Annotated in this window: 21 protein-coding genes and 1 pseudogene; 5 read left to right on the plus strand and 17 right to left on the minus strand. The window is 71.6% G+C overall.

Annotated elements, in window-relative coordinates; genetic code table 11:
• Positions 1 to 315 carry a TusE/DsrC/DsvC family sulfur relay protein gene (locus JNO54_RS01880; protein WP_204142365.1) on the plus strand — a complete coding sequence of 105 codons (315 nt, stop codon included), beginning with the start codon at positions 1 to 3 and terminating at the stop codon, positions 313 to 315.
• Positions 316 to 328: 13 nt separating this feature from the next.
• Positions 329 to 952, plus strand: coding sequence for a DsrE/DsrF/DrsH-like family protein (locus JNO54_RS01885; protein ID WP_233703150.1), 624 nt, complete (start codon positions 329 to 331; stop codon positions 950 to 952).
• A 20-nt stretch (positions 953 to 972) separates the two neighbouring features.
• On the opposite strand, the gene JNO54_RS01890 is transcribed toward JNO54_RS01885, so the two are convergent.
• The 6 genes and pseudogenes from JNO54_RS01890 to JNO54_RS01910 all read right to left on the minus strand — a co-directional run bounded on the left by JNO54_RS01890 (position 973) and on the right by JNO54_RS01910 (position 5,002).
• A complete protein-coding gene (locus JNO54_RS01890) occupies positions 973 to 1,692 on the minus strand; it encodes a DsbA family oxidoreductase (RefSeq protein ID WP_307818006.1) in 720 nt (239 codons plus the stop codon).
• A 20-nt stretch (positions 1,693 to 1,712) separates the two neighbouring features.
• Complete coding sequence (locus tag JNO54_RS01895) at positions 1,713 to 2,501, minus strand: siderophore-interacting protein (protein ID WP_204142366.1); 789 nt, start codon at positions 2,499 to 2,501, stop codon at positions 1,713 to 1,715.
• 63 nt (positions 2,502 to 2,564) lie between these two features.
• On the minus strand, positions 2,565 to 3,539 hold the full coding sequence (locus tag JNO54_RS01900; RefSeq protein WP_307818007.1) for a threo-3-hydroxy-L-aspartate ammonia-lyase: 975 nt from the start codon (positions 3,537 to 3,539) through the stop codon (positions 2,565 to 2,567).
• A gap of 100 nt (positions 3,540 to 3,639) precedes the next feature.
• Positions 3,640 to 3,936 (minus strand): rhodanese-like domain-containing protein, encoded by a 297-nt coding sequence (locus tag JNO54_RS14315; RefSeq protein WP_233703328.1) that lies wholly within the window; start codon positions 3,934 to 3,936, stop codon positions 3,640 to 3,642.
• 36 nt (positions 3,937 to 3,972) lie between these two features.
• Positions 3,973 to 4,332: pseudogene (gene trxA / locus JNO54_RS14320) on the minus strand (thioredoxin); the annotation flags it as partial.
• A 385-nt stretch (positions 4,333 to 4,717) separates the two neighbouring features.
• Positions 4,718 to 5,002: an amphi-Trp domain-containing protein gene (locus JNO54_RS01910; RefSeq protein WP_204142369.1), complete on the minus strand. Its 285-nt coding sequence runs from the start codon at positions 5,000 to 5,002 to the stop codon at positions 4,718 to 4,720.
• Positions 5,003 to 5,074: 72 nt separating this feature from the next.
• Between JNO54_RS01910 and JNO54_RS14700 the strand changes: the two genes are divergently transcribed.
• Positions 5,075 to 5,209 carry a hypothetical protein gene (locus tag JNO54_RS14700; protein ID WP_267911228.1) on the plus strand — a complete coding sequence of 45 codons (135 nt, stop codon included), beginning with the start codon at positions 5,075 to 5,077 and terminating at the stop codon, positions 5,207 to 5,209.
• Between the two features lie 61 nt (positions 5,210 to 5,270).
• Here JNO54_RS14700 and JNO54_RS01915 read toward each other — a convergent pair whose 3' ends face one another.
• Complete coding sequence (locus JNO54_RS01915; RefSeq protein WP_204142370.1) at positions 5,271 to 5,678, minus strand: hypothetical protein; 408 nt, start codon at positions 5,676 to 5,678, stop codon at positions 5,271 to 5,273.
• A gap of 55 nt (positions 5,679 to 5,733) precedes the next feature.
• Between JNO54_RS01915 and JNO54_RS01920 the strand changes: the two genes are divergently transcribed.
• Positions 5,734 to 6,435: a type 1 glutamine amidotransferase domain-containing protein gene (locus tag JNO54_RS01920; protein ID WP_204142371.1), complete on the plus strand. Its 702-nt coding sequence runs from the start codon at positions 5,734 to 5,736 to the stop codon at positions 6,433 to 6,435.
• A 6-nt stretch (positions 6,436 to 6,441) separates the two neighbouring features.
• On the opposite strand, the gene JNO54_RS01925 is transcribed toward JNO54_RS01920, so the two are convergent.
• The 3 genes from JNO54_RS01925 to JNO54_RS01935 all read right to left on the minus strand — a co-directional run bounded on the left by JNO54_RS01925 (position 6,442) and on the right by JNO54_RS01935 (position 11,204).
• Positions 6,442 to 9,099, minus strand: a complete 2,658-nt coding sequence (locus tag JNO54_RS01925; RefSeq protein WP_204144497.1) for a replicative DNA helicase — start codon at positions 9,097 to 9,099, stop codon at positions 6,442 to 6,444.
• 357 nt (positions 9,100 to 9,456) lie between these two features.
• Positions 9,457 to 9,732 carry a DUF2277 domain-containing protein gene (locus JNO54_RS01930; protein WP_204142372.1) on the minus strand — a complete coding sequence of 92 codons (276 nt, stop codon included), beginning with the start codon at positions 9,730 to 9,732 and terminating at the stop codon, positions 9,457 to 9,459.
• Between the two features lie 41 nt (positions 9,733 to 9,773).
• Positions 9,774 to 11,204, minus strand: coding sequence for an alkaline phosphatase PhoX (locus JNO54_RS01935; RefSeq protein ID WP_204142373.1), 1,431 nt, complete (start codon positions 11,202 to 11,204; stop codon positions 9,774 to 9,776).
• Positions 11,205 to 11,357: 153 nt separating this feature from the next.
• Here JNO54_RS01935 and JNO54_RS01940 point away from each other — a divergent pair, with 153 nt between their 5' ends.
• On the plus strand, positions 11,358 to 12,008 hold the full coding sequence (locus JNO54_RS01940) for an SDR family oxidoreductase (RefSeq protein ID WP_204142374.1): 651 nt from the start codon (positions 11,358 to 11,360) through the stop codon (positions 12,006 to 12,008).
• A gap of 4 nt (positions 12,009 to 12,012) precedes the next feature.
• Here the strand turns inward: JNO54_RS01940 and JNO54_RS01945 are convergent, their stop codons facing one another.
• The 7 genes from JNO54_RS01945 to JNO54_RS01975 all read right to left on the minus strand — a co-directional run bounded on the left by JNO54_RS01945 (position 12,013) and on the right by JNO54_RS01975 (position 18,107).
• Complete coding sequence (locus JNO54_RS01945) at positions 12,013 to 12,348, minus strand: YtxH domain-containing protein (RefSeq protein ID WP_204142375.1); 336 nt, start codon at positions 12,346 to 12,348, stop codon at positions 12,013 to 12,015.
• Positions 12,349 to 12,449: 101 nt separating this feature from the next.
• A complete protein-coding gene (locus tag JNO54_RS01950; protein WP_204142376.1) occupies positions 12,450 to 13,952 on the minus strand; it encodes a CoA-acylating methylmalonate-semialdehyde dehydrogenase in 1,503 nt (500 codons plus the stop codon).
• 113 nt (positions 13,953 to 14,065) lie between these two features.
• A complete protein-coding gene (locus tag JNO54_RS01955; protein WP_204142377.1) occupies positions 14,066 to 14,806 on the minus strand; it encodes a hypothetical protein in 741 nt (246 codons plus the stop codon).
• On the minus strand, positions 14,803 to 15,795 hold the full coding sequence (locus JNO54_RS01960; RefSeq protein ID WP_204142378.1) for a VWA domain-containing protein: 993 nt from the start codon (positions 15,793 to 15,795) through the stop codon (positions 14,803 to 14,805). Before JNO54_RS01960 ends, JNO54_RS01955 begins: the two co-directional genes overlap by 4 nt.
• Positions 15,792 to 16,775, minus strand: a complete 984-nt coding sequence (locus JNO54_RS01965) for a VWA domain-containing protein (protein WP_204142379.1) — start codon at positions 16,773 to 16,775, stop codon at positions 15,792 to 15,794. The genes JNO54_RS01960 and JNO54_RS01965 overlap by 4 nt, the downstream gene beginning before the upstream one ends.
• On the minus strand, positions 16,766 to 17,236 hold the full coding sequence (locus JNO54_RS01970; RefSeq protein WP_204142380.1) for a hypothetical protein: 471 nt from the start codon (positions 17,234 to 17,236) through the stop codon (positions 16,766 to 16,768). Before JNO54_RS01970 ends, JNO54_RS01965 begins: the two co-directional genes overlap by 10 nt.
• Positions 17,226 to 18,107: a DUF58 domain-containing protein gene (locus tag JNO54_RS01975; RefSeq protein WP_204142381.1), complete on the minus strand. Its 882-nt coding sequence runs from the start codon at positions 18,105 to 18,107 to the stop codon at positions 17,226 to 17,228. Before JNO54_RS01975 ends, JNO54_RS01970 begins: the two co-directional genes overlap by 11 nt.
• Between the last annotated feature and the right edge of the window lie 12 nt (positions 18,108 to 18,119).

The following is an 18,119-nucleotide window of genomic DNA, read 5'->3' on the forward strand; positions in this document are numbered from 1 at the left end:
ATGCCCACGAACACCCTCAACGGGCGCACCTTCGAGGTCGACGCCGAGGGCTTCTTCACCGACCGCGGCGACTGGAGCGAGGAGCTCGCCGTCGACCTGGCCGCCCTCATCGGCGTGCCCTGGGACGAGGAGCACGCCCGCCCCATCCGCTTCATGCGGGAGGACTCGGCGTCCTCCGGCGTGACCCCGACGCTGCGGCGGATGCAGACCGCCGGCGGCTTCGACATCAAGGACCTCTACCGGCTCTACCCCGGCAAGCCGGCCAAGAAGATGGCCTGGCTGGCGGGGCTGCGCAAGCCGGTCGGATGCGTGTGAGGAGCGTGCAGCGATGACCACAGAGACCGTACGAGCCCCGATCCCCGAAGGCTTCGTCATGCCGGACTTCGGAGACCGTGCAGCCGCGGAACCCCAGGCGAAGGGGGAGCGCGCGTCCGGCGGTGGGTACAGCGGTCCGCGCAAGATGGCCTTCATCTGCTCGAAGGGCAACCTCGACATGGCCTACCCGGCGCTCATCATGGGCAACGCGGCGCTGAGCGAAGGCGTCGAGGTGCACATCTTCTTCACCTTCTGGGGCCTGGACATCATCAACAAGAAGACGAACAAGGACCTCAAGTTCACGATGCTCGGGAACACGGCGATGCACATGCCGGACCTCGGGCGGCTGCGTCCGGGCCTGGAGCACCTGTCGATGCCGCAGGGCATGGGGATGGTCCCCGGGATGACGGGAATGGCCACGAAGATGATGAAGCAGCAGATGGCTGACCTCGACATCCCCGACGTGCCAGAGTTCCTCGACCTGCTCCAGGCCGCCGGGGCGCGCATGTACGCGTGCCGGCTGACCTTCGACATGATGAAGATCATCGAGGCCGACCTGCACCCCGGTGTCGAGGGCGTCATCAGCGCCAGCGACTTCATCGAGATCGCCGAGGGCGCGCAGGTCGTCTTCGTCTGAGCGCGCGCAGCGGAAGCTGACTAGACCGAGCAGCCGTCGGGACCGCAGGCCCCGGCGGCTGCGTCCTGTCCGGCGATCCTCTCGATCGCAGGCTGCGACTCGTGCCACGCCCTGCCGAGGGCCTCGGAGAAGACCTCGACCGGCTGGGCCCCTGAGACGCCGTACCGCTGCCCGAGGACGAAGAAGGGCACGCCCTGGACCCCGATCTGCCCGGCGGCGGCGAAGTCCGCCTGCACCTCACGGGCCACCGCGGGGTCGTCGAGCCCGGCCCGGACCGCCGCCTCGTCGAGCCCGGCCGCCGTCCCGATGGCGACGAGCACGTCGTCGTCACCGATGTCCTGGGCGTCGACGAAGTGCGCCTTGAGCAGCGCCTCCTTGACCTCACCGGCGGCGGGAGCGCCGGAGCGGGCGGCGACGTGGAGCAGGTGATGCGCCCGGAGGCTGTTGGCGACGACAAGCCCGTCGAAGTCGTAGTCCAGCCCCTCCCCCTTCGCCTGCTCGACGACGTGAGCCATCATCTGGCGGACCTGGTCCACGGGCATCCCCTTGCGCTGCACGAGGTAGTCGACCTCGGTGCCGTCGTAGTGCCGCGGGATCGTCGGGTCGAGCTGGTAGCTGTGCCAGACGACCTCGACGTCGTCGCGGTGCGGGAAGTCGGCAAGCGCGGTCTCGAAACGGCGCTTGCCGATGTAGCACCACGGGCAGGCGATGTCGGACCAGATGTCGATCTGCAAGGTCATGTCAGCCTCTCGAAGGGGGATCAGCCGTCGGCCGTGGCGAGCTGGGACTTCCACTGCCGGAAGCCCTCCTCGGTGCGGCCCCGGCGCCAGTAGCCCGAGACGGAGACGTCGGCGCGCGGCAGTCCGCGCTCCGCGAGGAGGTAGGGCCGCACGCCCTTCATGACGTCCTCGCCCTCGCCGTGGACGAAGGCCTGGACCCGACCGTCGCGCCACTCGAGCGCGCGGACGGCTGCGGCGAGAGGGGCGTCGGACCCGTCGCGGTGGTGGAAGCTCACGGTCACGCCCTGCGGCGCCTCGAGCCTCGGCTCGTGCGCCGGTGAGTCGACGAGGACGACGCACTCGCCGACGGCGTCCTCGGGCAGGGCGGCGAGCGCGGCCGAGATCGCGGGGACCGCCGACTCGTCGCCGGCGAGGAGGTGCCAGTCGGCGTCGACGTCCGGCGTGTAGCCGCCGCCCGGTCCGTTGGCCAAGACGCTCTCACCCGGCTGGACGCGGGCCGCCCACGGGCCGGCCACCCCTTCGTCGCCGTGCACGACGAAGTCGATCGCGAGGGTCCCGGCGGCGACGTCCGGGAAGAGCGCGGTGTAGGTGCGCACGACCGGCAGGTCCTCGGCCGCCCAGGTCGTGCGGGCCGCCTTGACGTCGAAGTCGTCGGGGACGACCGTGCCGGGCTGGGGGAAGATCAGCTTGACGTACCGGTCGGTGTCCGTGCTCTCGGCGAAGGCGGAGAGGTCGTCGCTGCGGAACCACACCCGACGCAGGGAGGGGGTCAGCTCCTCCGTACGGGTGACGGTGAGCTTGGTGGGCATGGGGACTCCTTGCGACGACGACGGGAACTTAGGCTCACCTTATCTACGCGGGGGAGCGGACGATCATTCCCGTGCCCTGCTCAGCAGATCGGCGTAGCGGGCGAGGTCGACGTTGCCGCCGGAGAGGACGATCCCGACCCGGCTGCCCGGCGCGATCGGGATGGCCCCGGTGAGGACGCCGGCCAGGGCGAGGACCCCGGTCGGCTCGACGACCTGCTTGAGCGTGCCGGCCATGACGCGCATGGCGTCGACGAGGGCCTCGTCGCTCACCGTCACGATGCCGGTGACGTGCTCGCGGATGATCGGGAAGGTCAGGCTGCCGAGGTAGAGCGTCTGGGCGCCGTCCGCGATGGTGCGCGGTGCCTCGATGCGGATCACCTCGCCGGCCTCGAGCGAGCGGCGGCCGTCGTCCCCAGCCTCGGGCTCGACACCCCACACGGCGGTCCTTGGCGAGAGTGCGTGCGCGGAGAGGAGCGACCCGGCGAGCAGGCCGCCCCCGCCGAGCGGGGTGACGATCACGTCGAGGTCTGGCGCCTCCTCGAGGAGCTCCTTGACCGCGGTGCCCTGGCCCGCGATGACGTCGGCGTGGTCGTACGGCGGGATGACCGTGGCGCCGGACTCGGCCGCGATGGCCGCGCCGATCACCTCGCGGTCCTCGGTGTACCGGTCGTAGGTCACGACCCGCGCGCCGTACCCCTTCGTCGCCGTGACCTTGAGCTCGGGCGCGTCGAGCGGCATGACGATGGTGACCGGCAGGTCGAGCTCACGGCCCGCGAGCGCGACGGCCTGGGCGTGGTTGCCGGAGGAGTAGGCGACGACACCGGCAGCGCTGCGGTCGGCGGGGATGCGCGAGAGCGCCGTGTACGCGCCGCGGAACTTGAAGGCGCCGACGCGCTGCAGGTGCTCAGCCTTGAGGTAGATCTCGCGCCCGGCGAGCTCGTCGAGGCGGCTCGAGCGCAGGACCGGCGTGCGGTGGGCGACGCCCGCGATCGTGCTCGCGGCGGCCTCGACGTCGGCGTAGGTCACGGTGGTGCTCACCCGAGGCATCCTCCCACCGCCGTACGACGCGGACGTCCCGACAGGCCGCTCGACCCCCTCCGCCAAGGGGGCGAAGGGGGTCGGGACGGCGCTCGGAAGGTCAGGCCGTGGTGGCCCGTCCGGTCTCCATCTCGCGTCGCTGCGCGGCCCAGGCGGTCGTGCCGCCGACGACGGAGTAGGCCTCGACGCCGGCCTGACGGAGGTAGTCCGTCGCCTGGAGGCTGCGACCGCCGGAGGCGCAGATGACGTAGACCGGGCGGCCGTCGGGCAGCTCGCCCATGCGCTCGGGGATGGACTGGAGGGGGATGTGATGGGCCCCGGCGACGTGGCCGCCCTCGTACTCGGCGGGCTCGCGGCAGTCGAGGACGAAGGCACCCTCGGCCCGAGCCGCCGCCATGTCCTCGGTGCTCACCTCGCGCGGCTTGTCGTGCAGGGCGCGCTGTGCGGCCACCTGCGCGTGGACCTCGGTCATGTCCAGGCCCTTGACGCCCTCGATCACCTGGTCGAGCGCCTGCGCGGGGAGGGCACCTGGCTGACTGAAGACGAGGACCCCCTCACGGAAGGCCATGAGCGTGGGGATGGACGTGATCTGCGCGGCAGCGGCGATCTGCTGCTCGGCCTCGGTGTCGACCTTGGCGAAGACGACGTCGGGGTAACGCTCCGAGGCCTCTTCGTAGACCGGCGCGAACTGCCGGCACGGGCCGCACCAGGCGGCCCAGTAGTCGACGAGGACGATGTCCTTGCCGGTGATGGTCTGCTCGAAGTCGGACTCGGTCAGCTCGATGGTCGCCATGCGACCCCCTTCGTCTGTCGTCTGGTGAGGCGGCGTTCCCCGCCCGGTCGGTATGGGTAAGGATAATACCCCCTAGGGTATTCCGGGCGACGGCCGTGAGGACCGTCGGCGCGGGCCCGACCACTCCGCGGGGGCGGACCTACCAGCAAAGCTACCCCTGGCCGAAGTGCCGCCGCCGACCCGCGGCGCGGCAGAGGGGACTCGTGAGCCAGACGCATGACGGCACCGTGCCCGACCCGGCCAAGGACGACGTGCGCCTGCTGCCGGACAGATGAGGATCGACACGAGCGCGTCGAGAGGTGGTCGGCGGGTGGCTGGTGATGCAGGCTCCCGGTGCGAAGGGATGGGGGCTCACCTCGAGCCACCCGCACCGGGATGCGGCGCATCAGCCCTCGGTCTCGACCTCGGCGGGGTCGTCTCCGTCCTCGGTCGGAGTCTCCTCCCAGCGGACCTCGATCTCGAGCTTGCGGCGCCGCTGGCCCTTCTTGCTCGAGTCCTTGACCTCGACGGTGACCTCGACGCTCTCCGGGAGGGGGACGGTCGTCTGCTCCCCGGCCTGCTCGAAGATCAGCTCCCCGGATCGGACGCGCTCGGCGAGCGCCGCGAGGAGGTCCGCGAGCTCCTCACGGGTCTGGGTGTCCTTGGTCTTGACGAGCTTGGCCTTCGACATGCCGGTCTCCTTCCGAAAGGAGGGCGGCGGGCGGGTCCCAGACCGACCCTCCGGGGTCTATTGTCCCAGGTCATGAGCACTCAACGACCTGATGCCGTGTCCGATCCTGCCAAGGATGACGAGCAGGGCTCGGACTGGAGCGACGAGGGCGGCGCGACGCCCGAGGGTCCCGCGACCGAGGACGACGACACCACCGACCAGAGCTGACAGGGCTCACCCCTTCGTCCCTGGCGATGGGGACGAAGGGGTGAGTCGCTACCTCGCGAGGTCAGCGGCGGCGCAGACCCTGGGCGAGCAGGGAGAGGCCGGCGCCGACGAGCCAGACGTCCTTGGCGACCGCGGTGCCCTCCTGGGTCGGGCGGATGCCGTCCTCCTGGGTCATCGACGGGGTCTTGAGGTACATGCCCATGAGGCTCGAGCCGAAGCCGGCCAGGCCCGCGCCGGCGACCGTGGCCGGGACGAAGGGGGTGAGCAGCGCGGCGCCGACGGCGATCTCGCTGACGGCGAGGAGCTTCGCGAACTTCTTCGGCTCCATGCCCGCGAAGACGGGGTAGGTCGAGGCGGCCGCGCCGTGGAGGAACTGGGCGGTGCCCTCGTCGGCCTTGAGCTTGCCGAGGCCGGAGTTGAGGATGAAGGCGCCGGTGGCGACGCGGACGGGGGCGTTGGCGAGGGTCATGACTGCTCCTTTGATTGTGTCTTTAATTGAATCCTAACTGATAGGAGAGGTTCTCGTGACATCGGTCCTCATGGTCGTCACCGGCGCCCGGCACTGGACGCTCAAGGACGGCACGCAGCACCCCACCGGTTTCTGGGCCGAGGAGCTGCTCGTGCCCTACCGCACCTTCACCGACGCGGGGTGGGACGTCACGATCGCCACGCCCGGCGGCGTCCGGCCCGTTGTCGACGAGCTGAGCCTGAGCCTCAAGAGCGGCGTGACGCCCGGCAAGGCCACGGAGCACAAGGAGCAGCTCGCCGCCCTCGAGCCGGTCCTCGCCCAGCCGGCCGTCCTCGCTGACGTCGACGCCGACGACTTCGACCTCGTCTTCTACCCCGGCGGGCACGGGCCGATGGAGGACCTCGCCCACGACCCGGTCTCGGGGGCGCTGCTCACCGCGCGGATCGACTCCGGGCGCCCCCTGGCCATGCTGTGCCACGCGCCGGCGGCGATCCTGGCGGCGAGCCGACCGGACGGGTCGAATCCCTTCGCCGGACGGCAGATGACCGGGCTGTCCAACGCCGAGGAGCGGCTCAACCCCTTCGCCTGGAAGGCCGGGTGGTTCCTCGAGGACAAGGTCAAGGAGGCGGGCGTCGAGTACTCGAAGGCGCTGCTGCCGCTGCGGCCGCACGTCGTCGTCGACGGCGCCCTCTACACCGGCCAGAACCCGCAGTCGTCGCAGGACCTCGCGGAGCGGCTCGTCCACGACCTCGGCTGAGCTCGGTCAGAAGCCGCTGTCGCGCTCGAGGTTGGAGAAGCGGGCGAAGTGGCCCTGGAAGCCGAGCACGATGTCGGCGGTCGGGCCGTTGCGGTGCTTGGCGACGATGACATCGGCCTCGCCCTCGCGCTCCGAGTTCGGGTCGCGGTCGCGGTGCAGGAGGATGACGACGTCAGCATCCTGCTCGATCGAGTTGTGCACGGCGATGCCGTCGGCGATGAAGTTGTGGCTCCCCATGACCGTCGCGTCGAAGACCTCCTCCACACCGTCCGCCTCGATCGAGACCACCGAGTCCCAGAAGACATCGTTGACCGCCATGAGCTCGAGCTCGGCGGAGTCGAGCACCTCGGCCACCTTTGAGAGCCGCTCCCGCGAGGGGGCCGACGCGTAGAGGGCGGACCCGCAGTAGGCGGTGCCCAGGGCGGACTGGAACTCGCGGTGCGTCATCCCAGACCCGGCGACGACCTCACGGACGTCGTCCCAGACCTGCTGGGGGACGGTGTCGACGTTGGTGTTCGCCTTGACCTCACGGACCGCGTCGAGCAGACGGGCCGCCTGCTCACCCCGCGCACCGTGGACTCCGATCTCCTGGAGGAAGCGCCGCTGGCTGTCGACCCCGGAGATGTCGATCGTGTACCCGTCGCGGTAGCCGCTCTTGCGCGTCACCCGGGTGCGGGTCTGGATGCCGAAGCGCAGCAGCAGTCGGCTGAGGTCGTCAACGAGGCGGCGGGAGGTCGAGGCGTAGTAGATCCGCCCGCTGCGAGCGTTCTTGTTGACGGTGACCGAGCCGTCCGTCGCCCAGATGTGCCGGATGAAGTGTGCGATCTGTGCCTTGGGCAGCGAGGCCACCTCGTCGGGCACGAACTTCTCGTGCGAGCGCAGACCGAAGAGGCCGAGCGCATCGAGCCACGCAGCGATGGGGTTGCGGCGACCACGGGCCAGCTTGAAGGGAGCGGGCAGGCGCAGGGTCGTGACCCGAGCGGCGGCGTACTCGTCGCGCACGGCCGTGATGCCGAACGCGCGGCCTGCAGCCTCCGCGACAGCCTGCAGGTTGGCCTCGTCGATGCTCGCATAGCGGATCGGCTGGCGGCGCACGAAGGAGCCGTCGCCCAGGAGGTGGGCAAGGACGGTGACCTCGTCGTCGCTCCACTCGGTGAGCGCCCGCGGAGCGGGCACGTGACGGGGGACCGCGATCCGGTCGCCGGTCCGAAGGTCACCGAGCTGGGTCCACCCTTCGTAGCGGAGGAAGGGGTGGTTCTCGGTCGCGCGGACCGTCTTGCCCGACGCGAGGGTGAGACGGAAGACCGGACGGATCCCGGTCGGGTAGGCACGGATCATCGTCCGTCGGACGTAGCGCAGCGAGTCGTCGAGCCCCCACACGGAGATGTCGCGCTCGCCGCTCGCGGCGAGGTCGCCGATGGTCGTCTCGGCGCCGTTGTCGGCCCGAAGGATCCGGGTGTCACCGGTGAGGCATCCCGACTCGCGAAGGTCGCTCATCGCCGGGCGCTTGTCGGTGCGCTGCTCGGGACCACGGTTGAGCTGGCTGATCGCGATGACCGGCACCTCGAGCTCCTTCGCGAGGAGCTTGAGCGCCCGGGAGAACTCGGCGACCTCCTGCTGACGGCTCTCGACCTTCTTTCCGCTGCTCATGAGCTGGAGGTAGTCGATGACGATGAGGCGCAGGTTGTGCTGCTGCTTCATCCGGCGGGCCTTGGCCCGGATCTCCATGAGCGCGAGGTTCGGCGAGTCGTCGATGTAGAGCGGGCTGTCGCTGATCTTGCCCATGACCCGGCTGAGCTTCTTCCACTCCTCGTCGCGCATGCGCCCGCGGCGCAGCGACTGGAGCTGGATCGAGGCCTCCGCCGAGAGGATGCGCATCGTGATCTCGGTGCGGCTCATCTCGAGCGAGAAGACGGCGGTCGCCATCTTGTGATGGATCGCGGCTGCCCGGGCGATGTCCATGCCCAGGGTGGACTTGCCGACCGCTGGCCTCGCCGCGAGCACGATCATCTGCCCGGGGTGCAGGCCGTGGGTCAGCTCGTCGAGCTCGGTGAATCCCGTCGGGACGCCGATGAGCTCGTCGGTCCGGCCGGCCGCGACCTCAATCTCGGCCATCGTCTCGTTGAGCGTGTTCCACAGCGGGACGTAGTCCTCGCCGCCACGCTTCTCCGCGACGCCGTAGACCTCGGCCTGCGCGGCGTTGACGATCTCCTCGACGTCACCGCCGCCCTGGGCGTAGCCCATCTGCACGATGCGGGTGCCCGCGTCGACGAGGCGGCGCAGCACCGCGCGCTCGGCGACGATCTGCGCGTAGAAGCCGGCGTTGGCCGCGGTCGGCACCGACTGGATGAGGTCGTGGAGGTAGGCCTGGCCGCCGGCGCGCTGGAGATCGCCGCGCTTGCTCAGCTCGTCGGCGACGGTGATCGCGTCGGCCGGCTCGCCGCGGCTGTAGAGATCGATGATCGCGTCGAAGATCAGCTCGTGCGCCGGCTTGTAGAAGTCGTGCCCACGGACCTCCTCGCCGACGTCGGCGATGGCGTCCTTCGACAGGAGCATGCCGCCGAGGACGGACTGCTCGGCGCCGAGGTCCTGGGGCGGCAGCCTGTCGAGGAAGCCGCCGGAGCTGTGCCCGCCCCCGCGCTCGGCACTCGGGTCGGCCGGCATCGAGGCGAACATCGACTCGATGTCTCCCTGGATGTCACTGCTCACGCGCTGTCCTCCACCGTCCCCCGCGAAATGCGATCAGGTCACTGTCGCACCGGGCACCGACAACGCCGAAACGTCCCTGTGGACGGTCTGTGGACAGACTGTGGAGGACACGCCATGGGCTTGTGCACAGGTCGTGGACAAGCCTGTGGATCTGACTTTCGGCCGTCGCTGGGCGATCCGCTGTCCCCCCATTCCCCTAGCGAAATCTCACGCACACGCTGTGCATGGAGGAAAGTTTCGGGCGTGTCGGGCTGTCCACACCTGTCCACACCTGTCACGGACGGTCCCGGGGACCGGTGGGACGAAGGGGGTTCAGCCGGCGGCCCCGTAGCGCTTCTGAGCGCGCTCGCGCGCCTTCGCCGCCTCGACCTCGCGGTCCTTCGGCGGGGCGCTCGTCGTGAGGTGGTCCAGGAGGTGCTGGGTGGCCTGCGCGACCGCCTCGACGGCCTCTGCGAAGGCCTCTTCGTTGGCCTGCGACGGTTTCGTCGACCCGCTCACCTTGCGCACGTACTGGAGCGCACCGGCGCGCACCTCGTCGGTCGTGGCGGGCGGCTCGAAGTTGTGGAGCTGGCGGATGTTGCGGCACATGCCGCCCAGTCTCCTCCTCCGAGCCGCCCCCGGACCACCGCTCAGTCGCGCGCGTTGGACGGGCGCCCCCATGGCCCGGTGATGGCGAAGGTCCGCCCAGGCTCGCCCTGGATGTTCGCGAAGAGCGTCGTGCCCGCGGCGTTGAACGTCGGCCCGGCCCACTCGCTGTCGTCCTCGAGGTTGAGCGCGAGCCGGTAGGCCTTGCCCTGGTCGGTGACGCCGATGAGCTGCGAGGCTCCGTCGCCGTCCTCGGCGAGGATGATGCCGCCGTGGGGCGAGACGGTGATGTTGTCCGGCCCGTCGACGCCGGCGCCGTCCTCGTTGACGACGAAGATCGTCGTCAGCGTGATCGTCTGCTTCTTCGGGTCGAAGAACCATACCTGCCCGTCGTGCTCGTGCAGCGATCCGTCGTCCGTGCGCGCGTAGCTCGAGACGAAGTACACGCCGCCGTCACCCCACCACTGGCCCTCGAGCTTGCGGGCGCGCGTCACCTGGTCGTCGGCGAGCTGCTCGCGGATCGGCAGGTCGCGTGCGTCACGGTCGGGGACGTCGACCCACCGGACGGTGTAGGTCGTGCTCGTGCGGGTCGCCCGCGAGAGATCGGTGACCTGGCGGCCGTTGCGCTCGAAGGCCACCATCGCCTCGAGCGTCCCGACCTCGACGGCACCGTCGGCGGCGAGGGCGTGGAGAGCTCCCTTGCCCTGGCGGTACCCGGCGGGCGGGGTCCACCGGAAGAAGAGCCCGTTGGGCTCGTCCGCGTCCTCGGTGAGGTAGATCTGCCCGGTGGCCGGGTCGACGACGGCGGCCTCGTGCTCGAAGCGGCCGAGGAACTTCAGCGGGATGTTGGCCTTGCCGACGTTCGCGGCCTGGCTCGTCGGGTCGACCTCGAAGACGTAGCCGTGGTCCTTCTCGAAGGTGTAGGTGACACCGTCGTCCTCGTGGGTCCCGGCCCGCTCGTCGGTCTCCTCGCAGGTCAGCCACGTGCCCCACGGCGTGATGCCACCGGCACAGTTGTCGACCGTGCCAGCCACCGAGGTGTAGTGCTCGAGCACCTCGTTGTCCTTCGACACGACGAGGGTGGACGTGCCCCCCTTCGCCCCCGCGTCGTAGACGAGGCCCTCGACGTGCGGGACGCGCTCCTCGGCGTCGCCGCCGACCTCGTGGTTGCACACGACGACCGAACCGCCGTCAGCACCCGGGAAGGCGCCCATCGCGTCCTGGTCGCCGGCCACCCGGTACCCGCCGACGGTCGTCGTGCCCGACTCCGCCAGCACCGTGTACGAGAAGCCCTTGGGCAGCGCGAGCAGCTCGCCGGCGCGCACGAGCGGGCCGTAGCCGGCGGCCAGCCGCGTGGTCTGCGCGGCCGAGGCGTGGGAGGCGAAGGGGGCCGCGCTGCCGGCGACCATGAGGCCGAGGGTCCCGGCGGAGGCGCCGAGGACGGTGCGGCGGTCGATGGGGTTGGACGTGGTCATGTGGTCTCCTGCGTGGGGTGCGGGTTCCGTCACCCCAGCAGCCCCAGGTCCCCGGCAGACGACCCCCACGGGTCCACGCCGCGAACGCCCGGTGAAGTCTCCCCGGCCCTCCCCCCTTCGCCCCGGACGGACCATCCGTGGCACGGTGGGGTGATGACTCGCATCGCCATCATCGGCGGCCACGGCAAGGTCGCCCTGCTCGCCAGCCCGCTCCTCCTCGCCGACGGCCACGAGGTCTCCGCCGTGATCCGCAACCCCGACCACGCCGACGAGGTGAGCGCGACGGGTGCGACCCCGGTCGTCGCCGACGTCGAGCGGCTCACCACCGAGGAGATCGCCGACCTGCTCCGTGGGCACGACGCCGTCCTGTGGTCCGCGGGCGCGGGCGGGGGCAACCCGGCCCGGACCTACGCCGTCGACCGGGACGCGGCGATCCGCTCCATGGACGCTGCCGCAGCCGCCGGCGTCCGCCGCTACGTCATGGTCAGCTACGCCGGCGCGGGGCCGGATCACGGTGTGCCGGAAGGGGATTCGTTCTACCCCTACGCCGACGCCAAGTCCGCCGCCGACGCCCACCTGCAGGACAGCGACCTCGAGTGGACGATCCTGCGCCCGAGCCGGCTGACGCTCGACGAGCCGACCGGGCGGATCGAGGTCGTCGGCGGCGACGTCGCGCCTGGCGAGGTCTCCCGGGCCAACGTCGCGGAGGTCGTCCGGGCGGTCTTCGCGTCGCCGGGCACAGCGACGGGGCGGGTCGTCGAGTTCAACGACGGACCCACCCCGGTCGCAGAGGTGCTCGGCTAGAGCGTCAGGGCAGCTTGTCGCCGCCCGGGCCGAAGCCGCTCGTGTCGGCGTGCAGCTGACCGTCGTCACCACGGTGGATCGTCTCGGGCAGGTCCTCGCCGCGGCTGACCTTGTCCTTGACGGTGCCGGCGGCGTCCTTGGCCGCGTGGGTCACCTTGTCGGCGACGACCGGGGCCTGGGTCTGGACGGTGTCCTTGGCCTGGCCGACGGCCTTCTGGGTCTTGGGGCTCGACCAGAGCTGGCTGGCCTGACCCTTGATCTGCTCGTAGCGCTCCTTGCCGGCGCGGGCGCCGAGGACGTAACCGGCAGCCATGCCGGCGAGGAAAGACATGCGGGCCATGAGGGCCTCCTTCGATCGGGTACGTCCATCACGGTGCCACGTCGAGTCCGCCAGCGGCGGGGAGCGAAGGGGGTGATTTCGCAGGTCAGCGTGCCCTTCGGTCAGGTGTTCTGCGGGAAACCGAGGTTGATGCCGCCGTGGCTCGGGTCGAGCCAGCGCGAGGTGACGACCTTGCCGCGGGTGAAGAAGTGCACGCCCTCCATGCCGTGGGCGTGGCTGTCGCCGAAGAGCGAGGCCTTCCAGCCGCCGAAGGAGAAGTACGCCATCGGCACGGGGATCGGCACGTTGATGCCGACCATGCCGACCTCGACCTCGTGCTGGAAGCGCCGAGCCGCGCCGCCGTCGTTGGTGAAGATCGCCGTGCCGTTGCCGTACGGGCTGTCGTTGATGAGCTTGAGCCCCTCCTCGTACGAGCCGACCCGCACGACCGAGAGCACCGGGCCGAAGATCTCGTCGTCGTACTGCCGCATCCCCGGCCGCACCTTGTCGATGAGCGAGGGCGCGATGAAGAAGCCGTCACCGTCCGCGTCGACCTCGGCCTCACGGCCGTCGACGAGCACCTCCGCCTCCGAGCCCTCGTCGAGGTCGAGGTAGGAGGCGACCTTGTCGCGGTGCTCGGCGGTGACGAGCGGGCCCATGTCGGTGCCGCGGGTGCCGTCGCCGGTGACGAGCTTGCCCATCCGGTCCTGGATCTTCGCGATGAGGTCGTCGGCCACCGGCTCGACGGCGACGAGCGCGGAGATCGCCATGCACCGCTCGCCCGCCGACCCGAAGCCGGCGTTGACCGCGGCGTCCGCGGCGAGGTCGAGGTCGGCGTCGGGCAGGACGAGCATGTGGTTCTTCGCCCCGCCGAGCGCCTGGACCCGCTTGCCCGCGGCGGTCCCCCGCTCGTAGACGTACTTCGCGATCGGGGTCGACCCGACGAAGGACACCGCGCGCACGTCCGGGTTGTCGAGCAGCGCGTCGACCGCCTCCTTGTCGCCGTGGACGACGTTGAGCACCCCGTCGGGCAGCCCGGCCTCGCGCCACAGCTCGGCGACCGCGTTGACCGCCGAGGGGTCCTTCTCCGAGGGCTTGATGACGACGGCGTTGCCGCACGCGATGGCGATCGGCACGAACCACAGCGGCACCATCGCGGGGAAGTTGAAGGGGCTGATGACCGCGACGACGCCGAGGCTCTGCCGGATCGAGTAGACGTCGACCTTCGTCGAGACGTTCTCCGAGAAGCCGCCCTTGAGGAGGTGCGGGATGCCGCAGGCAAACTCGGCGACCTCGAGCCCACGGGTCACCTCGCCGAGCGCGTCCGAGAGCACCTTGCCGTGCTCGGCGGTGATGAGCGCCGCGATCTCCTCCTTGCGGGAGTTCAGCAGCTCCCGGAAGGCGAAGAGCACCTGGGTGCGTCGTGTCAGCGACGCCTCCCGCCACTCGCTCTCCCACGCCCCCTTCGCCAGCGCGACGACCTCGTCGACGAGGCCGGCCGGGGCGAGGTCGAGCTCACCGGTCTGCGCACCCGTCGCCGGGTTGTAGACGGGCGAGGTGCGCTCCGCGGAGCCCTCCCAGGGGGAGCCGGAGACGAGGTGCGTGATACGGGTGACGGTGCTCATGGGGCATGTCTAGCAGGGCATCCGCCGGCCACGACAGGGCCGGGGACCACCCGGCGGGGCGGAGCCCTCGCACGACCCTGCGCACCCGCCCCCATGGGCTCTCGGAGATGCCGCTACCAGGGCTTCTCCACGGACCGGTCGCTGGGCGGGCGGCGGGCCTCGTCCCGTCGCTGCTGAGCCTCGGCCTCCGCCTGGGCGGCGCTGTTCTTGTCCTGGAGCTCCTCGGCCTTGCGCTGTGCCTCGGGGTCCTGCGGCGGCTCGGTCGGCTCCGGCTCCTCCGGCTCGTCCTGCTCGTCGCCCTCGTCGCCGTCCTGCTCCTGGGCCCGCTCCTCGAGCCGCTGCTGGGCCTCGCGCTGCTTCTCCCCCGCCTCGCCGCCGTTGCCGTCCTGGCTGCCGTCGAGGCAACCCTTCGGGCCCTCCTCGATGAGAGCCAGCGCCTCCTCCGCGAGGCGCTGCTCGGCCTCGGTGTCCTCGGCCTCCCCTGCGGCGGCGGACTGCCGCTCGATCGTCAGGACGAGGTTGGTCCGCACGGTGCAGTCGTCCTCTGGGGACGAGGTCTGGTCGAGCGCGCGCTCAAGATCGGCCCGGCCGTCCTCGAGATCGCCGGCCATCGCCTGCCCGGTGCCCTCGATGTAGGGGGCCCGCCAGCGCTCGACGAGGTTGGCGACGCCGAGGCGCTCCCCCGCGCTGCGGACCCCGCCGCCGTCCCCGGACTCGTGAGCGCCCGCGGCGCTGCCCGTGAGCACCGGAAGGCTGACGAGCTTGACGGCGAGGAGGAGGACGAGCACCGCGGGCAGCGCGGTCGCGAGGAGCAGCCGGCGCCGGCGGCGCACCCAGGGTGGGCGGGCGCTCATGTCTCGTCCCCCCCTCGGGCGGCGCGGGTGATCCGCGAGGTGTCCCGGGCGAGCAGCCAGAGATCTCCGAGGAGGAGCAGGGCGGCCAGGGTCGCGAGGACCCACACGAGCGAGACCTGGCTGGGCGCCAGCGGCTCGTCCTCGGCGAGGGCGTCGGCCTCGGACGGTGTGCGCGCCGCCCCGATGTCACCACCGGCCCGATGGACGTAGGGGATGCCGAGCTGCTCCGCGATCCGGCGCAGGGCGATCGCGTCCGCGTGCGAGACCGCCGGGTCACCCTCCGGAGTCGTGATGTCTCCGTCGCTGCTCCCGAGCGAGGACAGGCTGGCCATCCGGCCCCCTTCGGCCGTCCCGTAGCCGAGGACCGCACCCCCGTCGACGAGATCGGCGAGGGCGAAGGGGGTGGGCGGCTGGCCGCTGGTCTGCTCCCCGTCACCGAGGTAGTACACGAGCTGCGCCCGGCCGGGGCGGCTCGCCTTCGTCCGCTCGAGCGAGGCCCGCAGGTGGTCCTGGGCGACCGTGATCGAGGATCCGGCCGAGTAGAGCGTGATCTCCGGGCTCAGGGTCTCGACCGCGGTGGCGAGCGCGTTGGTGTCGGTCGTGAGGGGCATGGCCGTCCGCGCGGTGGAGTCGAAGGTGACAAGGGCGAACCGGGCACCCGGCAGGGCCTCGGCGATCTGGGGGATGTCCTCCTTGTAGCCGTCCATGCGCGGCCGCCCGTCGGGGTGGTCGCGGGCCATCGACGAGCTCGTCGTGTCGACGACGAACCACACGTCCATCGAACGGCTGGCCTGCGGGGCGTCGGCGCCGGACACCGCTGGTCCGAGCAGCGCGAGGGCCACGGCGACGGCCGCGCCGGTCCGCAGCCCCCACTGGCGGCGGCGAAGGGGTCGGGTGAGCAGGCCGGCGACGGCCAGGCCGACGAGGAGCGCGGCGAGGAGCGCCGCGGCGGGCCATGGGAGGACGGGGTGGAGGCCGAGGCCGCTCATCGACGCCACCTCCACGCGAGCGGCAGGTACCCGAGCAGGCTCGCGACGAGGAGGAGCACCGGCCAGCGCGGGGTGTCGGTGCGCAGGTACTGCGGACGCGAGTCGGGCAGCCGGGCCGCCTCGAGCCGCTCGATCTCCTCGGTGATGAAGGGGACCGCACCCTCGTCGCCAAGGCCGAAGGTCCGGCCCCCGGTCCCCTCGGTCGCGACGACGAGCTCGTCGTGCTGGGGCCCGAAGGCGAGCGGGTCGAGGGCGTAGACCCGCACGCCGAGGGCCTCCGCCTGCTCGAACGCCTCGTCCTGGCTGTAGACGCCGCGACCGACGACCATGTTGTCCGTGCCGAGGATCAGGGCACGCGGGCGGCGGGTGTCCTCGCGCTGGTCGAAGCCGAGGACGCAGCTCGCCAGGCCGTCCGGGACGAGAGAGGTGCCGGGGCTGTTGAGGTTCCACGTGCCCGCGCGGGGGTCGAGGCCCGACCCGCCGTAGGACCCGAAGCCCTTGGCGTACTCCTCGAGCTGGGTGCGGACGAGGTCGTAGTCGTCGGTGAGGGGGAAGGCGGTCACGGCCTGGCTGTCGAAGAGGATCAGCCCGATCCGCTCCCCCTGGAAGCCGCCGACGAGATCCGCGAAGGAGTGCAGGATCGCCTGGTCGGTGACCGCCATCGAGCCAGAGACGTCGAGGCACAGCATGATGTCGCGATTGCGCTTCTCCGGCTGGACGAGCTGCGCCTCCGCCGGGCGGGAGGCCGCCCACGCCGCCGGGACGAGGGCGAGCACGAGCAGCGCGGTGAGCGCGAGCAGGCGCACCCGGGTCCGGGCCAGCGCGTTGCGGTAGGCCCCGAGCTCGGTGAGCCGTCGGGTGTGCGCGGCGAGCACGGCCTCGCCCGGCTGCTCCTGCCGGGCACGCCACCACGAGAGCCCCGCGACGACGACGGTCGCCACGAGGAGGAGCAGCCCGAGCCACCCCCACGTCAGCTCCATCCGCCGACCACCTCCCGGCCGGCACCGGCGGCGGTCGTGATGCTCGGCGGCTCGCTCTCCCGCGAGCCGAACTGGCTCGGGTAGTAGGTCTCGATGAGCGCCGCGAGGTGCTGCGGCCCGCGGGCCCTGAGGTCGGCGGCGGTCATCGTCTCGACGTCGAGCCCAGACACCTCGGCGACGAAGGCGCGCACGGTGCGCGAGAGGGCGTGGTGGCCGGCGCGGGCGGACCGGGCCCCGGAGTGCACCGAGCGCTCGATCTCGTCGATCTCGGCGAGCGCCTCCGCGCGGGCCTTGGCGAGCGCGCTCGGCGGCATCGGGGCACGCCGCAGCTCCTCGGGCGCGCGACCCGCGAGCCAGACCACCGCCGCCCACACGACGAGCGCGAGCAGGAGGAGCCCGCCGAGGAGCGGCCAGGTCAGCGCATAGCTCCCGGGGGGCAGGAAGGTGGGGTCAGCGTCCACGACGCCTCCGCTCGAGGAGACGGATGACGGCGGGGACGACCTCGTCCCGCGACCCGACCCGGGCGGTGCCGATGTCGAGCCGGCGCAGGGTCGCCTCGAGGTCGCCGCGGCGGGCCGCCTCCTCCCGGGCGAAGACCTCGCCCACCTCCGGGGCGATCTCGAGGAGCGACGGCAGGACATGCCCGCTCCCGACGTCGCGGACCCGCGCCCCGCCCTGGACGGCGACGGGGTCGACGTCCTCGACCGTGAGCCAGAGCACCTCGTGCCGCAGCCGCAGGGTCCGCAGGACATCGTCGACGTCGCGGGCCCGGACGCCGTCGTCGGCAAGGACGAGGAGGATGCGGCGGCCCCCGACATGGCGCGCGACGTGCCGCAGCAGACCCGGCAGATCCCCCTTCGCCCCGTCCTCGGAGGACCGCGCGACCACCTCCTGGAGCAGCCGCTCGAGGTGCCCCTCGCTCGACCGCGCTCGCGTGGCGTGGATCGATCCCGGGGCTCCGCCGACGAGCGAGACCTCGTCACCGTGCCGCACCGCGAGCCAGCCGATGACCCCGGCGGCGAGCGCCGCGACGTCACGCTTGCGCTCCCCCGACGTCGTCGCGGCGGCCATCTCGCGGCCACCCGGCGCGACGACGACGAGACCGAAGTGACGCTCGGCGACGTAGCGCCGGATGAGCATCGAGCCGTGCCGGGCCGACGCCTTCCAGTCGATGTCGCGCACGTCGTCGCCGGGCGCGTACTCCCGCAGGTCCTCGAAGTCCATGGACCGGCCCCGGTGGATCGACGCGTAGCCGCCCTCGAGCAGCGCCAGGGAACGGCGCCGGACGTGGATCGACAGCCTCCCCTTGACCTGCTGGACGAGTGACGTCATGGGCGTGCCCGG

This window comes from Janibacter endophyticus, from assembly GCF_016888335.1.
Taxonomy (GTDB): domain Bacteria; phylum Actinomycetota; class Actinomycetes; order Actinomycetales; family Dermatophilaceae; genus Marihabitans; species Marihabitans endophyticum.

Excerpts from the sequence above, each read along its gene's own strand:
- JNO54_RS01880 (WP_204142365.1), top strand. The coding sequence starts at position 1 with ATGCCCACGAACACCCTCAACGGGCGCACCTTCGAGGTCGACGCCGAG.
- JNO54_RS01885 (WP_233703150.1), top strand. The coding sequence starts at position 329 with ATGACCACAGAGACCGTACGAGCCCCGATCCCCGAAGGCTTCGTCATG.
- JNO54_RS01890 (WP_307818006.1), bottom strand. The coding sequence starts at position 1,692 with ATGACCTTGCAGATCGACATCTGGTCCGACATCGCCTGCCCGTGGTGC.
- JNO54_RS01895 (WP_204142366.1), bottom strand. The coding sequence starts at position 2,501 with ATGCCCACCAAGCTCACCGTCACCCGTACGGAGGAGCTGACCCCCTCC.
- JNO54_RS14315 (WP_233703328.1), bottom strand. The coding sequence starts at position 3,936 with ATGGCGGCGGCTCGGGCCGAGGGTGCCTTCGTCCTCGACTGCCGCGAG.
- JNO54_RS01910 (WP_204142369.1), bottom strand. The coding sequence starts at position 5,002 with ATGTCGAAGGCCAAGCTCGTCAAGACCAAGGACACCCAGACCCGTGAG.
- JNO54_RS14700 (WP_267911228.1), top strand. The coding sequence starts at position 5,075 with ATGAGCACTCAACGACCTGATGCCGTGTCCGATCCTGCCAAGGATGAC.
- JNO54_RS01915 (WP_204142370.1), bottom strand. The coding sequence starts at position 5,678 with ATGACCCTCGCCAACGCCCCCGTCCGCGTCGCCACCGGCGCCTTCATC.
- JNO54_RS01925 (WP_204144497.1), bottom strand. The coding sequence starts at position 9,099 with ATGCCGGCCGACCCGAGTGCCGAGCGCGGGGGCGGGCACAGCTCCGGC.
- JNO54_RS01930 (WP_204142372.1), bottom strand. The coding sequence starts at position 9,732 with ATGTGCCGCAACATCCGCCAGCTCCACAACTTCGAGCCGCCCGCCACG.
- JNO54_RS01935 (WP_204142373.1), bottom strand. The coding sequence starts at position 11,204 with ATGACCACGTCCAACCCCATCGACCGCCGCACCGTCCTCGGCGCCTCC.
- JNO54_RS01940 (WP_204142374.1), top strand. The coding sequence starts at position 11,358 with ATGACTCGCATCGCCATCATCGGCGGCCACGGCAAGGTCGCCCTGCTC.
- JNO54_RS01945 (WP_204142375.1), bottom strand. The coding sequence starts at position 12,348 with ATGGCCCGCATGTCTTTCCTCGCCGGCATGGCTGCCGGTTACGTCCTC.
- JNO54_RS01950 (WP_204142376.1), bottom strand. The coding sequence starts at position 13,952 with ATGAGCACCGTCACCCGTATCACGCACCTCGTCTCCGGCTCCCCCTGG.
- JNO54_RS01955 (WP_204142377.1), bottom strand. The coding sequence starts at position 14,806 with ATGAGCGCCCGCCCACCCTGGGTGCGCCGCCGGCGCCGGCTGCTCCTC.
- JNO54_RS01960 (WP_204142378.1), bottom strand. The coding sequence starts at position 15,795 with ATGAGCGGCCTCGGCCTCCACCCCGTCCTCCCATGGCCCGCCGCGGCG.
- JNO54_RS01965 (WP_204142379.1), bottom strand. The coding sequence starts at position 16,775 with ATGGAGCTGACGTGGGGGTGGCTCGGGCTGCTCCTCCTCGTGGCGACC.
- JNO54_RS01975 (WP_204142381.1), bottom strand. The coding sequence starts at position 18,107 with ATGACGTCACTCGTCCAGCAGGTCAAGGGGAGGCTGTCGATCCACGTC.